At 45.2% G+C, this 15,330-nt stretch carries 10 protein-coding genes; 6 read left to right on the top strand and 4 right to left on the bottom strand.

Annotated features, from left to right (window positions below):
• Window positions 1–556: 556 nt before the first annotated feature.
• Window positions 557–1,632, top strand: a protein-coding gene (locus tag RHEIN_RS14155) for an IS3 family transposase (protein ID WP_086003575.1) whose coding sequence is annotated in 2 segments (ribosomal slippage) — window positions 557–806 and window positions 806–1,632 — 1,077 coding nt in all. Because the reading frame shifts where the segments join, the coding sequence is not laid out codon by codon here.
• A gap of 406 nt (window positions 1,633–2,038) precedes the next feature.
• Here RHEIN_RS14155 and RHEIN_RS14145 read toward each other — a convergent pair.
• The 4 genes from RHEIN_RS14145 to RHEIN_RS14130 are packed head-to-tail and all read right to left on the bottom strand — an operon-like array spanning window position 2,039 to window position 8,839.
• Window positions 2,039–2,548 carry a hypothetical protein gene (locus RHEIN_RS14145; protein ID WP_008899659.1) on the bottom strand — a complete coding sequence of 170 codons (510 nt, stop codon included), beginning with the start codon at window positions 2,546–2,548 and terminating at the stop codon, window positions 2,039–2,041.
• Entirely contained in the window at window positions 2,545–5,325 is a 2,781-nt protein-coding gene (locus tag RHEIN_RS14140; RefSeq protein ID WP_008899658.1) for a hypothetical protein, read from the bottom strand. The genes RHEIN_RS14145 and RHEIN_RS14140 overlap by 4 nt, the downstream gene beginning before the upstream one ends.
• 9 nt (window positions 5,326–5,334) lie before the next feature.
• Window positions 5,335–7,605, bottom strand: coding sequence for a hypothetical protein (locus RHEIN_RS14135; RefSeq protein WP_008899657.1), 2,271 nt, complete (start codon window positions 7,603–7,605; stop codon window positions 5,335–5,337).
• On the bottom strand, window positions 7,598–8,839 hold the full coding sequence (locus RHEIN_RS14130) for a phage integrase (protein WP_008899656.1): 1,242 nt from the start codon (window positions 8,837–8,839) through the stop codon (window positions 7,598–7,600). Before RHEIN_RS14130 ends, RHEIN_RS14135 begins: the two co-directional genes overlap by 8 nt.
• A gap of 294 nt (window positions 8,840–9,133) precedes the next feature.
• Between RHEIN_RS14130 and gspC the strand changes: the two genes are divergently transcribed.
• The 5 genes from gspC to gspG are packed head-to-tail and all read left to right on the top strand — an operon-like array spanning window position 9,134 to window position 15,328.
• Entirely contained in the window at window positions 9,134–10,042 is a 909-nt protein-coding gene (gene gspC / locus RHEIN_RS14125) for a type II secretion system protein GspC (protein WP_008899655.1), read from the top strand.
• Window positions 10,043–10,068: 26 nt separating this feature from the next.
• Window positions 10,069–12,159 (top strand): type II secretion system secretin GspD, encoded by a 2,091-nt coding sequence (gspD, locus tag RHEIN_RS14120; RefSeq protein WP_008899654.1) that lies wholly within the window; start codon window positions 10,069–10,071, stop codon window positions 12,157–12,159.
• The gene (gene gspE, locus RHEIN_RS14115) at window positions 12,159–13,667 is read left to right on the top strand and encodes a type II secretion system ATPase GspE (RefSeq protein ID WP_008899653.1); all 1,509 of its coding nucleotides are present in this window, start codon (window positions 12,159–12,161) and stop codon (window positions 13,665–13,667) included. The genes gspD and gspE overlap by 1 nt, the downstream gene beginning before the upstream one ends.
• On the top strand, window positions 13,667–14,887 hold the full coding sequence (gene gspF, locus RHEIN_RS14110; RefSeq protein WP_008899652.1) for a type II secretion system inner membrane protein GspF: 1,221 nt from the start codon (window positions 13,667–13,669) through the stop codon (window positions 14,885–14,887). The genes gspE and gspF overlap by 1 nt, the downstream gene beginning before the upstream one ends.
• 3 nt (window positions 14,888–14,890) lie before the next feature.
• Entirely contained in the window at window positions 14,891–15,328 is a 438-nt protein-coding gene (gene gspG / locus RHEIN_RS14105) for a type II secretion system major pseudopilin GspG (RefSeq protein ID WP_008899651.1), read from the top strand.
• Window positions 15,329–15,330 lie beyond the last annotated feature (2 nt).

Below are 15,330 nucleotides of genomic sequence, written 5' to 3'. Positions count from 1 at the left end.
ACTGAAAGCGGACATTGTTGAAAATCAATAAAACATAGCTCTCGAAAATGTCGAGACAACAGCGCATTGCTGGAAAAGGTTATTAATGCGTGGCTTGTTTATCGTCGCGTTTCAAGATGTCACCGATTTTTGGACAATAATGATGTGTCCAAATTCAGTTGACCGCTGCACTCTTAGTATGGATTTCTAAAGCGCCTGATCGAAGTAAATCGATTTATTGTTGCTCACCCCCAAATTCTCATTTCAGTATTGCCAAAAAGTGTACAACACACTACCTTGGAACAGGTACAGAAAACGTGATCTTGGCTGTATAGATTTTACGGTATTTCTCAGTTAAGTAGCTGTAGTTTTTGAATGCAGTGTTTTGCCTTGTTACGGCCTTACCTTTTCCCCCAAATTTTGAGACCAGAAAGATGTTAGATGTAATAAAAGAAAAAACAGTGTAGTCAAAATAATAAAGATAGGGAGAGCATGGGATGGATTGACCTATCCCCCAAATTTAAGGCCATGACATTGATGAGATTTCCAATAAAATGGAACCAATGGAGATCTCAAAATGAAAAAACGTTACACCGAAGAACAAATCATCAAAGCCATCAAGCAGCATGAAGCAGGTACGAAGGTCGAGGACTTATGCCGTGAGATGGGTATATCCGTCGGAACCTTCTACAACTGGCGCAGTAAGTACGCAGGTCTGGAAGTGAACGAAGCCAAGCGACTGAAGGAGCTTGAGGTAGAGAACAACAAGCTTAAGAAGATGCTGGCCGACAAAATGCTCGAAGTCGAAGCGATGAAGGATGTGTTGTCAAAAAAGTGGTGACGCCAGCGGCAAGGAAACCTGTTGCTCAGCATTTGATAGAAACTTTCCGCCTGAGTGAACGGGTGGCTTGCAAGTTGGCGGGACTGAGTAGAACAGCATTGCGGTATAAGCCAAAAACGAATGCAGATCACAGCATACGGCAGCGGCTGAAAGCATTGGCAACCCAATATCCGCGATATGGCTATCTGATGTTGCATGGTCTGCTTCGGGGCGAAGGCTGGGTCAAAAACCGTAAACATACCTATCGCCTTTATACCGAAGAAGGTTTGCAGGTGCGTACGAAGAAACGCAAAAAGCTGACACGACCACGGCAGCCGATGGAAGTGCCTACAGCGGTGAATCAGCGTTGGTCTATGGACTTTGTATCGGATCAACTCAGCAATGGCAGGCGCTTTAGGGTCTTAAATGTAGTAGATGATTATTCGCGTGAAATGGTAGGCCAATTGGTTTTGGTTTCTATCAGTGGCAGACAAGTCGCCAGATTCTTGAGTTTGCTGGTTGAGCAACGGGGCAAACCAAACAAGGTAATCTGTGACAACGGAACTGAATTTACCAGCAAGGCGATGTTCTTCTGGAGCAAGGAAACAGAGATTACGTTGGGCTTTATTCAGCCAGGTAAACCAACACAAAACGCGTTTGTTGAAAGCTTAAATGGCAAGTTCAGAAACGAATGCTTGAACCAACACTGGTTTAGAACGATGGACGAGGCCAGATACGAAATAGATTTGTGGCGCGAGCATTACAATCATGTTCGTCCGCACAGTTCGTTGAATTACATGTCGCCTGTTGAGTATGCAAAGCAGGCAGCATAAGCTGGAAAATCTCATCACGGGATTGGTATTAATTCCGGGGATAGGTCAGTTAACTAAGTTAATTAAGGAATCTGGAATCGAGTATGCCAGAACGAATTTCCAGCTGTCCGTTCTTGAAACCATGTCAATGAAATCTGAAGATCAAACTGTTATTGGCAGAGAGCAGTTCTGGAAACGAGTTTTGCTCTCGAGGGAGTTTGGATATAACAAGAATTAAAAGTCAAACAGATTGCAGCAATCATAATAATATTGATGGATTGGCATATTGAATTTTGGCCGTATTTGAAGATAAGTTGAATTAGTTTTGGCTGGATTCTCGAAAAAATGAATGTCCGTAATTAAGGCAAAGCAGAGATTCGTTTTTTCGAGATCGCCTGTGCTTTTTACTGACCGTTTTTGCTCATGCTTACACCAACTTCAGGTGGCGCTTTACATCCAGCGGCAGACGTTGCAACGTGAGTTCTAACACTTCATCCGTAGTTGTTTTTGAGATCAGCTTATCTCTCGCTTTCAACTCCCTGACTTTTTGTATCAGCTCATCTTTGGTCTTACCTTTCTCACCCGCATAACGACTAGCAAGCTTTGCATCTTTGGTCTTTAGGAGTTTGTCGTTTTTTTCAGCCAGCTCTTTTTGTAACGCCCCGGCATAATTCACTGAGTGGAAAATTGCCTGCATCTTCACACCCGCCACTCTTGCGACTTCTGACTTTGAAATTTCATAGGTAGATTTTTTAATAAAGTCTGTTTTTTTGCTGTGTTGACGGATATACCTGAGTTTTTGTTGATAGAGGTTTTGGATTGCCTCATACGCTGCACCAGAGCTATTTGAATCAGATACCCAATTCGGTCGGATGGGGGGCGCAGTTGACGCTTTGAGCGCATCTTTATCAAGAAATTCATCTAAATAATCACTCATGCAGCTTGCCCTCTTTGTGCATCTGCTATCACTAGCGTATCTTTTAGGTGCGAAATGAACTTATCGTATGTCGGGTTATTGCTGTTTTTACGCAGCTCTTCCACGCGCTTTAACGCCAATGTTACCGTGTGGTAGTGTGGTTCTTTGATGAACCAGGGGAGTTCAGGGTTTCGACATGCTGCAACATCCTGCTTGATATATACGACAATCCCAATGAAGTTGCCCTCTGTGATATCCGCATTCAGACACCCCAAGCATAACCTCGGCTGTGCGTTTTGACGCTGCGGTTCGCCATTGATACTGCACTTAGCATTTTGCTGCGTCCCGTCCCGAAGCAGGCAACTAGTCCACGGATTTGATTTTATTGCCAAGACACGTTTTACAGCAGCCTGCGCAAGTTTTTCTTTTTGTTCTTCATCCGAGTAAACGTGAGTTATCGCCACTGCTTTTGATAAGAAGCGATCAACCCCTCCGGCATACTCGCGATGTTCATCTTCAATACTGTCCATGTGTAACCTCACCACTGAATTGATGACATGACGGGTTGCTATTTGCTGGATAACTCGATATTCCTTATCACGCAGATAGGCCATAAAAAAACGCTCGTCAAGGTGTTTAAAATGCGCCCTGATAAACCGTCCTACATCACCTCGATAACGCCTTAGCACCGCTTCTGCAAAGATATGCCGAAATGCATGTGGAGTTGCATAGACTGCATCACCTAGAAATTCACCTCGAACATAGCGCACGCCTGCTTTATCTAAAACCACTTCACCGCTTTTAAGCTTAGCCTTGGTCTCTTCGCTTAAGTGCGTATCAAACAGCGCGGTGATATCGCTAGGCGCATGCCCTTCGATATACGCTCTTAATCGAGTACCGAATATTTTTCTAGAGTCTACCTCTTGCGCCAGCAATACCCTTGGCAATGCATCATTTAGCTCTTTTTTCATTTTTATCATCGCCCTCATGGGCGCTTCATCGAATCGATAAGTGGATTCAAGCGTGTTAAGAGCCGTTTTATCCTTCTCAGTCAGTGATGCTTTATCTTTGAAGCCCTGCCATACCTCGATATCTTTGAATATTGAATAATGATTGACAAAATCCGCCCAGCAAGTGGGCATGGCTTTTTTAATCTCTGATGCAGAGTCTACTTTTTGATGTATTGTTGTTGCCTGATATATCGCTGGGTCAGTCATATCCGCCAGATTAAGATCCGCCAGTTGCGCGGCCAATATGTAACTTCCGAGCGTAATTTCTCTTGGTAGCAGGGTGTTTCCGCTGGTTTTTGGCACCTTCCATCGAACATGGAAGCGCCAGGGGGTGTATTGGTTGTCTAGCGGGTCGGGGTTGATGTCAATATCGATATTAGACAAGCTAAACCCGTATTCACTCGCTCGCCACCCTGTCAGCGCTACAAATCCGGTAGCCCCTGCATCCTCAATCATGGAGGTCATTGCATTGAAGTAATGCATCCCATCGGAATAGTGCTTATCTGGCGGTATGGGCAAGGTGTTTGCTAGTGATTTGAAAAACACCCTCATACTTTGGGTATCAGCAGGTTTTTCCGTTTTCAATTCTGATATGATGCAAGCGGTTATCGATTCAAACTCTAACAATGTCACCGATAACACCGCATCTTCATCATGTAATGCGGCTTTGCAAAGCGTCGCTTGATATTCTTCCCAAATGGCCTGTTTGGATTTGCCATGCTCACCAAACACATCAACAAACAGAAGCGACCGAATAAACTCCTGCACATCATACCTCTCAGGTAAATGGCACACTTTCGCAATACGGTTGATGGTATCGAGCTTAAAGGCATTGACCATTAGCTCTGCCGATGCATATGCCTCAACAAACTGCTGATGCACAAACGACTCGACGGCAACTACTTTTTTTTGGGAGATCTGACTTGTGCCACAAGAGTCCTGAAACGCTTCAACAGATTGCCCACAAAGCACTTTTCCTAAAATCAAACTCATTGAATTTTTATTAAGCTTCAGATTGTTATTGCTCTGCCGCGCGTCAGACAACGACTTGTAAGCATGCCGGATTGCGCTGGCATAAGCATAGTGCTTCTCGAAAAGATGCAGGCAATGGTCGATGTAATGTTTGCCGACATCCAACCCCAAATAGTTAAAGCTACTCCCTTTTTTGTAATCACTTCGCGTCATATCCATGATGGATAAGCACGCCTCATTAAGCGCAAAAAGCACTTTCTTTTCAGAGGTATCACAAATAACGCCTGTCACACCATAGCGGTTAAGGAGCTGCTTGAGTTTCATAAATGTCAGCGGCTCGAATCTAGAGGAGTAATTTGGCGCAGACAGGCGCTTTTTAATCCCGTCTTTGGTGACATTTTGCGTTAGGCACAATCCAAAAAACTCTTCTACATCTAAAGAATCAAGCTGGTTTAACTGCTGTGCATGCAGGTAATGAAAAAGCAACGCGAGTTTGTCGATGATTTGATGATAAGGATTTCGTCCTACCTTGATTACCGAAGCCACCTCAAGCCATATCAGCTTGGAAAACTCGATGAGATTTAGCGGAATATACCGCCCATCAAACCTGACGGTGATCGTCTTGGTAAATTGCACGAAGGGTTGTTCAAATAGCGTAAAATCAACCGTGATAGTCAGTTTCGAATGTTGAAATCGCCACACATTGTCAGTCAGCGCGGCGTTATCCAAAGGGGATAAATGGGCGAGCTTATCCTGCATCAGTGTTGATAGGGTCGTATTTACCAATAGTTGCGGGACATGAGTGACGATAGGCATATCAGTCTCCTATGATAGCTGGGCAGTAAAATGTGGTGGTAGATGCGAACGGTATTTTTCGTACATATCTTGACCATATTTAAGGCTCGTTTTCGAGAAGTGCTTATTGTCAAACAGGCTCTCTATCCATTCAGCGGTAGGCAGTGCGGTGAAGAGTAAAAACTCCGGCGCACACTCTCGAAGTAAAGTGTGTTTTTCCTGCAGCTGCGCTAAAAAATGTTTAAGTTTTAACACCGTTTCAGGGCTGTCTTGAATGTATATCGTATCAGGTAAATCGTCTTCAACTTGCGCACCCGTGCTGACAAACCCTAACTCATCGACGTGACCACTGGTTTGCTCGGTCACGACTTTGAGGCACGCCAACACATCATTGGCCCGGGTTTTAATATGCTCAATAGCTTTGGTAAACTCGCTTTCAAAAAGTTGCTTGTCACTTTCACTTGCCGTAAAAACATTGACGTATAAATCTCTCATTACCGCTCGGGTGACTCGTCCGCAATTGTTTTGCCATTCCTGATTCATCTCCACCAGATAATGCTCTCGCTCCGTCTCATTGGTATGGCTTCGTTGGTTGATGAGGCTTGCCGGATCAAAATTTTCCGAACCTGCATATACTGCACTGGTTTTGATATGGGAAAAGCTGAAAAAGTCATAAGGCAGCACACCTTCGCAGGGCGCTTTTGCTTTTCGAGGGCTGTTACGGCTTATCCCGTTATATAGCATTGCATGTATCGCTCTGGGAAACACAGGAGCAACCCGCTGAGTTTGGTGTTTTTCACTAATCACATGCCATAGTGCAGTATCTGTACAGGCTAAACACAATAAACCCGTTGCATTGCAAGGAGAACAAATTTCCTTTTTAATTACTGGTGTCAGCGGCTTATCCTGCTCCCTCAGCGCTGTCACATCTTTTATATATCGAAGCACCGCTTTACCGATATCATCTTTGGTTTTTAAGGTCTCGACTTGGTGTGCGTTATGCCTGGCGCGACCCTTGAAATAATCACTTTCGATGTGGGTAATAACGCCATTTATACGCTTAACAAATTTAAAATCGCGCAAGGTAAGCTTTGAGATGTCACTTCCTTGCACCGTCTGATAGGCCATCAGATAGCTAAAAAGCAAGGACTCTGCCAGTGAGACTGGCACCACATCATTATCTGGATGGGAAACAGTGTGAAGCGCAAGCTGTCTTAAAAAGTCAGTATCAAATAACCCAACATTTTGTTTAGCTGTAAAGAATCCAGCGGTTTGGTTGCGCGATGTCGCAAATATAGGTTGGTTTGTCAGTAGTTTGTCGAGTATATCTCTTCGAAATTGCGGTCTAACCTCGGCAAAGACCACTAATTCCAGCGCGCTCTTTAAATGAGGGGTATCGTCAGTCAGTTGTACCAGCTTTTGTCTGAGACGATTAAGCATTTCAGCCTTCGCGCTCACGATGGTATAGTAGTATTGCTTAGACTTACCATCGCCTGAGGCTGCCTCTACTAATACCGGAATGTCCTTTGGCGTAATGCCTGCCAGTCTAAACCCATCAATGAGTGCATCTTTGCAGGTTTGTAAATATAACAGGGCATTTTCGATGGTAATGCGAAACGAATTCATCAGCGCTTTAGGTGACCCTAACCGCGTGTATAACTCATGGCCGATACCAATTTCATCACGGCGAAGCCAGGTATGTTGTGAAAACCATTGGTTCAGGTTTACCGCATTAGCCTCATCCTGTGGTGCGGCAGAGGTATTTGCCAGTGTTACCAGATATTCACGTTCGTAATCGGAGAGGGTTTCAGTAAACGCGCTAAGTGCCAGCGCGTCTTGTATCATTAATTTGATTGCAGAAAGTCCTGTGGATTGGGTTTTCACGCCATTCTCACTGACGCGCCACGCTTCATAATCTTTAAGCCAAGTGACACGGTTTTCATCGGTCAAATCTATGATATCCAGATAGCGCCACAGACGCCTGCAGTATAGCAGCACATTTTTTCTTCCTTCTGGAAAATTATCAGTCACCAAGTAGAGATGCGCGGCAGCATTGAATGCACCAAATATTAACTGACGTGTTCGGTTGTGAGCTGGCGCTAAGGTGATTGTGATCACGGAGCGGTTATCTATTTTGGGGATATGGAGCACCGTGGCGTTAGGATTGTAAGAAAGCGGTATGACGTCTTGGTTCGACTGAAGCTCTTTCGCTATTAGAGCTTGCTCATACAATAGTGATTGTTGCAATTGAATGTCAGAGAATGCCTCTTTGAAATTCGTATCTACAATATCATCAGCCATAATGCACCCCCAGACTAAACGCCTCTTTGATGTGGCAGCTTCGTATGTAGGTTTTGGTAGTTTCGGGCGCTTTACCGTCTTTGGCGTTATGCCCCATCAGCTTCGCCACGAGAAGGTATTCCGCTGATGTGGGTGTAACGCTATCGATTTTTACGAGATTTTTTTTACAGGCATCGTAAAACTTATCCGTACCAAAGCTATGCCTCAAGATGTGACCTGTGTGATCATCTTCCAACATCTGCAAATGTCCTGGTAAAGCACCACTTATCTGCAATTCGAACACTTTCTTTTTAGTTCGTGTAAAGGCTCTAGATGCCGCGTTTTTGGAAATCGGTGTGCCGTAATGGCTGTAGCTAGCATTAAGCAGTAGGGTTTTCTCAGCTGACTCAGGGCGCTCCTTGTCACAATATTCTTTGTAGCGTTCCAGTAAGCTTCGGTGGATATAAAGCGTTCGGGATTCACCGCCGCCGACGTTACGAGGCGCTTTGGTGTATTTGCCCTGAAGAAAATACTCAAACTCCATCTGCTCTGGATGTTGTGCCATCTCCAAAAACAGGGATTTGAAACCAGGATGCTTTTTATTGCCTACCATAAAGTCCTCAAGCAACAGCCCTTGATTTTCTTTACTGCGAAGACCCAACTCACCGCCACCGCGAAGGAGCAACTCATCTCGAAGGCTTCCGGTATTGCGGTACAAAATGGAGCGTAATTCAGGGGTAAGGTATTTTACTGAGGTTCGGTGCTTCGTGTTCCTCTTCACTACTGACCTTAATTTTGGTTTTACCCGAATATCTTTGGCATTGGTAAATCCAGTCATCGCCAGGTAATTGTAATAATCCCGAAGAGCTATCAAATACTGCTCTACCTTGTGCTCACCAGCTCCTTGCTCTTCAATGATGACCGTGTTGATGTAGTGATTTAGTAACTCTTCAGGAATATTGTGATGCCTATCGATACTGACCTGGCTGTTCTGATGACTGTATTGAACTAACCAGTTGAAGAAGTGCTCTAATTTGTTGTGAAGTATCGTTATCGTGACATCAGATATTTCTTCTTCCTGATAAACTGTCGATACAAACTTATCTTTTCCATCGAGGGTCACTCGCTTCCATACGACACCCGTTCGACTAACGGCTTTGCTGAACAATGTTGGAAGCAGCAATACAGAAAGGTCTTCTGCGATAAAAATATGGCATTGATGGTATTCAGATTTTTGAGATGTAATAAATTGCATACAGATATCCGAATTGTGATACCTGCATAGTAGTAGTGAATGAGTGAAAGTGTTAGTACAAATCTAACATTTGGATACAGCTACATACTTCACAGCCATTTATCTAAACGTAATATAAGTGTGGTAGGCTGGTTTACCGATTTATCCATGCCTTTTCTCCGCTGCTGTTGCGTATCTAAGTATAGTCTGAGACCCTTTGAACAGACTAAGGGTTCTGAATTCTGATATGTAGGCTTGTTGAGGACAAAACAACTGGGTAAGATGCAATGAGTTATGTAACAGAATTATTAAAGAATGAATTGGTCTGCTTCCACCCAACCTGCCATTGAATGGCTGAACCGTTTGCCGCAACAGCGCCTGAACTTCTGGCTGTCAGGGCTTTTTGTTGTGCTATTTTGCTGGTTATTGGCGAAGTTAAGCTGGCAACTATTACCTGCACCTGAAGCCGAAGCCATTAGTGCTGCTGTTACTGTAACAGGCCAGACGGCTCCTGATCTGAAAGCATTGTTAGACGCCAGTTTGTTTGGTAAAGCATCAGAACAAGCAGAAGCAGCTCCTGTTGCTGCGCCAACTACAGCGCCTAAAACGACGTTAAATGTCAAACTGACCGGTGTCGTGGCTATTGGTGGCAAACCTGAGCAAGGCTCAGCTGTAATAGAAAGTCAGGGCTCAGAGCAAACTTATGGGGTGGATGACAAAATTGAAGGCACCAGTGCCAGTTTAAGCCAGGTGTTTGAAGACAGAGTGCTGTTAAAAGTCTCGTCCCGTTTTGAAACTCTGATGCTGGATGGCATCGAATTCCAACACATGGCGGCGGACAATGGCTCTTTGCAGGAAGTGGATTACCAGCCGCAACCTGAGCCTATGATGGACGGGCCTCAGCCTCCTATGGAAGAGTTAGCGGATGTACGTCAGGAAATGATGTCGGAGCCGATGAAGTTTTTCGACTATATTCGTGCTTCGCCTCAATACCGCAACGGTCAGCTCTATGGTTACCGTGTCATGCCGGGTAAAGATCCGGCGTTGTTTGAACGCATGGGTTTAAAAGCCAATGACGTGGCTGTTGAAATTAACGGTACGCCGTTAAATGATATGCAGCAGGCCATGATGGTCATGAATGAATTACGTGAAGCGACTCAGGCTTCGATTAAAGTTGAACGTGACGGCCAGACCAGAGACATTGTCTTTAGTCTGTCACAATAATAATTAATTAAGATGGTTAAACTCTAATGAAGTCAGTGACATCTTCTCGTTTGCATATTTCCCGTTGGTTTGGTTTGGGCGCTATCGCGCTGCTGAGTTTTTTTGCAACTGCAACTGAATATCAGCCAAACTTTAAAGGCACAGATATCAACGAATTTATTAATATCGTTGGTAAAAACCTGAACAAAACCATCATTGTTGACCCTCAGGTCCGTGGTCGCATTAACGTGCGCAGCTATGAAATGCTGAACGAAAAACAGTATTACCAGTTTTTCTTAAACGTACTGGAAGTCTATGACTTCTCCGTCGTTGAAATGAAAAGTGGCGTGCTGAAAGTGGTTCGGCAAAAAGATGCCAAAACGTCCAACATTCCTGTGGTCAGTGACAATGCTGGTGCCATTGGTGATGAAATGGTCACCCGTGTGGTGCAGGTAAAAAACGTCTCAGTACGTGAATTAGCTCCTTTGTTACGCCAGTTTGTTGATCAAAGTGGCGGCGGCAGCGTGGTGAACTATGACCCGTCCAACGTCATTATGATGACGGGCCAGGCCGAGACAGTGAACCGTTTAGTTGACATTATTTCCCGTGTCGACAAAGCCGGTGATCAGGATTTAGAAATTATTAAACTCAGTTACGCTTCTTCGGCTGAAGTAGTGCGTATTCTGGAAAATATTTATAAAAATCAGGGCAAAGCTGAACAACCTGAATTTTTAATTCCAAAAATTGTCGCCGACGAGCGCACCAACAGCGTCATTGTCAGTGGTGAACGTCAGGCGCGTGAACGTGTTGTGGCTTTAGTGCAGCGCTTAGATGCTGAACTGGAAAGTCAGGGCAATACCAGGGTGTATTACCTGAAATACGCCAAAGCTGAAGATTTGGTTAAAGTGCTGCAAGGTGTCAGTGCCAGTATAGTGGCTGAAACTCAAGGCGCTGCCACTCAGGCTCAGGGCGCCCGTACAGCAGGCAAAGGCCGTGATGTCAGTATCGAAGCCCATGCTGAAAGTAATTCATTGGTTATTACCGCTCAGCCTGATGTGATGCGTTCATTGGAAGATGTGATTCGTCAGGTGGATATTCGCCGTGCTCAGGTATTGGTTGAAGCCATTATTGTCGAAGTGGCCGATAACGCCGGTGCTAATTTAGGGGTGCAATGGATTAGTGCGACTGGCGGCATGCAGCAGTTTAATAATGGTGTAGTGCCTGTGAGTGCTATAGCTGCTGGTGCTGCGGCTGCGAGAACGGTAAAGGGGAGCACAACTAAAACTACAAACGCTGAAGGAACTACCACAGAACAGACCACACCGGATCAGGATGGTAACTATCAACTGTTAGGCGACGCTCTGGGCGGCGTAACAGGCATGATGCTGGGTGTGGTGAAAAACGACTGGGGCGCTATTTTACAGGCCGTCACCACAGACAGTAACTCCAATATTCTGGCTACACCTTCTCTGACCACCCTGGATAACCAGGAATCCTCTTTTATTGTCGGTGAAGAAGTTCCGGTGAAAACCACCACAAGCCCTGGTTCAGGTGGCACCAACCCTTTTACAACCTTAGACCGTATTGAAGTAGGTATTAAGTTAAAAGTCACGCCTCAGATTAACGAAGGCAACGCGGTTAAGTTGACCATAGAGCAGGAAGTGTCTGGCCGTAACGGTGATATTGAAGGCAACCCTATTATCGCCAAAAGGGAAATTAAAACCACAGTACTGGCTGACAATGGCGCTACCGTGGTGTTGGGTGGTTTAATTGATGAAGATGTGCAGCAAAGTGAGTCTAAAGTGCCGCTGTTAGGCGACATTCCTGTATTGGGTGCTTTATTCCGCTCTACGTCGTCGAGCAAACGTAAACGTAACCTGATGATCTTTATCCGAGCCACTATTATGCGTGACGATGGCCTGCTCAGCGAAGTCAGTCAGCGTAAATACAACTATGTGCGGGCGCAGCAACTGGCTCAGGGCGAAAAAGGCATTAGTCTGATGCCGGGCGCTGAAACACCAGCTATGCCGGAATTTGATGATACGTTAATTATTCCGCCAACTTTTGATGAGTACCTGCAGAAAAAAGAAACTCAGGATAAAGAGGTTGTGAAGCCTGCAGAGCAGGAGACTAACTAATGTCTGCTGTTGATCTGAACGAGATGCAGCCGGTAGCGGCCAAAGTGCGTTTGCCTTTTGGTTTTGCCAAACGTTTTGGTGTCTTGTTACAGGCTCAGGCGGATGGCTGGTTATTGTATGTTAATCCACAGACACCACCGGCCGCTTTGCTGGAAGTGCGGCGTTTATTGTCTGTTTCTTTTAAAGTGCAGAAACTGCAACAAACTGAGTTTGATGCGTTATTAGAAGCCTCTTATCAGCGTGATTCCTCTGAAGCTCAGCAAATCATGCAGGATATTGGCAACGAAGTGGATTTAGCCTCTTTAGCGGATGAAATTCCAGAAACTGAAGATTTGTTAGAAAACGAAGACGATGCGCCCATTATTAAACTGATTAATGCCATGCTGGGCGAAGCTATCAAGCTGGGCGCTTCAGATATACATGTCGAAACCTTCGAAAAAAATCTGGTGGTGCGTTTTCGGGTCGATGGCGTATTACGTGAGGTATTAAAACCTAACCGTAAATTATCCAGCTTACTTGTGTCGCGTATTAAGGTTATGGCCAAACTGGATATAGCAGAAAAACGTGTGCCACAAGATGGCCGTATCAGCTTGCGTATCGCAGGCCGGGCTGTGGATGTGCGGGTATCGACTATGCCATCCAGCCATGGTGAGCGGGTGGTGATGCGTTTGCTCGATAAAAATAACTCTCATCTGGATTTAAACAAGCTGGGTATGACACCGGCTATACAAACAACCTTCTCACAACTTATTTTAAAACCGCATGGCATTATTCTGGTCACAGGCCCCACAGGTTCAGGTAAAAGTACCACCTTGTATGCGGGTTTAACTGAGATCAACACCAAAGACCGTAATATTCTGACGGTCGAAGATCCTATTGAATATGAGCTGGAAGGCATAGGTCAGACGCAGGTCAATACCAAGGTGAATATGACCTTTGCCCGTGGTTTACGCGCTATTTTGCGTCAGGATCCTGATGTGGTGATGGTGGGTGAAATCCGTGACTTAGAAACCGCACAAATTGCGGTGCAGGCCAGTTTAACAGGCCACTTAGTGTTAAGTACTTTGCACACCAATACAGCATCAGGTGCTATTACCCGTCTGGAAGATATGGGGGTTGAACCCTTTTTATTATCCTCCAGTTTATTGGGAGTATTAGCGCAGCGTCTGGTTCGTACTTTATGTGTGCACTGTAAACAGGCGCACGAGCCGGACAAAGAAGAGCGGGCTTTACTTGGTGTGGCAAAAAAAGAAGGATCAGTCATTTACCGTGCTATTGGCTGTGAGCATTGTAATCAGACAGGCTACCGAGGCCGAACTGGTATTCATGAGTTACTGGTAGTTGATGAACACACCCGTGAATTGATCCACAACGGCAAAGGCGAGCAGTCGATTGAGAAATACATTCGCACTCAAGGCCCCAGTATCCGTCAGGATGGTTTCAGTAAAGTATTAACAGGTGAAACCACACTGGAAGAAGTGTTGCGTGTGACCCGAGAGGACTTGTAGTGCCAGCTTTTGAATACCAGGCCATGGACGCCAGAGGGCGTCGTAGTAAAGGTGTGCTGGAAGCCGACAATGCGCGTCAGGCCAGACAATTATTGCGTGAGCAAAAACTGACACCGCTGAGTTTAGAGTTGGCTTCGCGGCAGGAGAAACTGCTGGCGTCTGGTAAAAAGTGGTTTCAATCCGGCATCAGTGCCAGTGAACTGGCCTTGATCACCCGCCAGATGTCGACCTTAATTGAAGCAGGTTTACCTATAGAAAGTGCTCTGCTGGCTGTCTCTGAGCAATGTGATAAAGCCCGTTTGCAAAGCATGATGATGTCAGTGCGCTCTAAAGTAGTCGAAGGTTACAGTCTGGCCGAAGGCCTGGCTGAGTTTCCTTATGTGTTTGATCATCTGTTTACCTCTATGGTGGCTGCAGGCGAAAAATCAGGCCATTTAGATGCGGTATTAAACCGTTTGGCTGATTACACAGAACAACGTCAGCATATGCGCAGCCAGATTATGCAAGCGCTGCTTTATCCCGCCATTCTGACTTTTTTTGCTGTGGCAGTGATCAGTATTTTGCTGGCCGCTGTGGTGCCGCAAATAGTGGGGCAATTTGAGCATATGGGACAAAGTTTACCCGGCTCTACTTTGTTTTTAATTGCCGCCAGTGAGTTTTTACGTTCCTACGGTTTGCTGGTGCTGCTGGCTATTATTCTTGCAATAGCCGCCTTTAAGCGGGCACTGAAAAAACCGGCTTTTAAACTGAAAATAGATACTCATCAGTTAAAACTTGGCCTGATTGGTAAAGTCAGCCGGGGTTTAAACACGGCCCGTTTTGCCCGTACTTTAAGTATTTTAAATGCCAGTGCCGTGCCTCTGCTTGAAGCCATGCGGATCAGTGCTGATGTACTGGATAACAGCTTTATGCGTCAGTCTATTGCCGAAGCCACACTGAAAGTACGTGAAGGTTCTTCACTGAAGAATGCGCTGGAACAAACTAAATTATTCCCACCTATGATGCTGCATATGATTGCCAGCGGTGAAAAAAGTGGACAGCTCGACGGCATGTTAGAGCGTGCCGCCAATACACAGGACAGGGAATTTGAAACCCTGGTGACTGTCTCACTGAAAGTATTTGAACCTGTTTTAGTTGCCGCTATGGCTGGCATAGTTTTATTTATTGTGATGGCGATTCTGCAGCCTATTTTGGCATTAAACAATTTAGTCGGAGGTTAAAAAATGCAACAACAAAAAGGTTTTACCTTATTAGAAGTGATGGTGGTTATTGTTATTTTGGGTGTCATCGCCAGTATGGTAGTACCTAACTTAATGGGCAATCAGGAAAAAGCCGCACGGCAAAAAGTGGTGGTGGATATTCAGCAGCTGGAAAACGCGCTGGATTTATACAAGCTGGATAACGGCTTTTATCCAACCACAGAACAAGGTTTGCAGGCTTTAGTGACACAGCCTACCTCTGAACCTATGCCACGTTCTTTTCCTGAAGGTGGTTTTATTAAACGTTTGCAAAGAGATCCATGGGATAACGAATATCAGTTAGTCAGCCCGGGCGAAATGGGCCGTATTGATGTGTATTCTATGGGGCCAGACCGTGTTGCAGGTACAGACGACGACATTGGCAACTGGAATCTGGATGCGCCGGACGCGCAGCAAAACTAAAA

This window comes from Rheinheimera sp. A13L (genome assembly GCF_000217935.1).
In the GTDB taxonomy this organism is placed as follows: domain Bacteria; phylum Pseudomonadota; class Gammaproteobacteria; order Enterobacterales; family Alteromonadaceae; genus Pararheinheimera.
The sequence above is the reverse complement of the archived record's forward strand: the minus strand, read 5'-3'. Positions and strand labels throughout refer to the sequence as shown.

Coding starts and splice junctions, on each gene's coding strand:
- gspC (WP_008899655.1), top strand. CDS start 9,134: ATGAATTGGTCTGCTTCCACCCAACCTGCCATTGAATGGCTGAACCGT.
- RHEIN_RS14145 (WP_008899659.1), bottom strand. CDS start 2,548: ATGAGTGATTATTTAGATGAATTTCTTGATAAAGATGCGCTCAAAGCG.
- gspG (WP_008899651.1), top strand. CDS start 14,891: ATGCAACAACAAAAAGGTTTTACCTTATTAGAAGTGATGGTGGTTATT.
- RHEIN_RS14140 (WP_008899658.1), bottom strand. CDS start 5,325: ATGCCTATCGTCACTCATGTCCCGCAACTATTGGTAAATACGACCCTA.
- gspD (WP_008899654.1), top strand. CDS start 10,069: ATGAAGTCAGTGACATCTTCTCGTTTGCATATTTCCCGTTGGTTTGGT.
- RHEIN_RS14135 (WP_008899657.1), bottom strand. CDS start 7,605: ATGGCTGATGATATTGTAGATACGAATTTCAAAGAGGCATTCTCTGAC.
- RHEIN_RS14130 (WP_008899656.1), bottom strand. CDS start 8,839: ATGCAATTTATTACATCTCAAAAATCTGAATACCATCAATGCCATATT.
- gspE (WP_008899653.1), top strand. CDS start 12,159: ATGTCTGCTGTTGATCTGAACGAGATGCAGCCGGTAGCGGCCAAAGTG.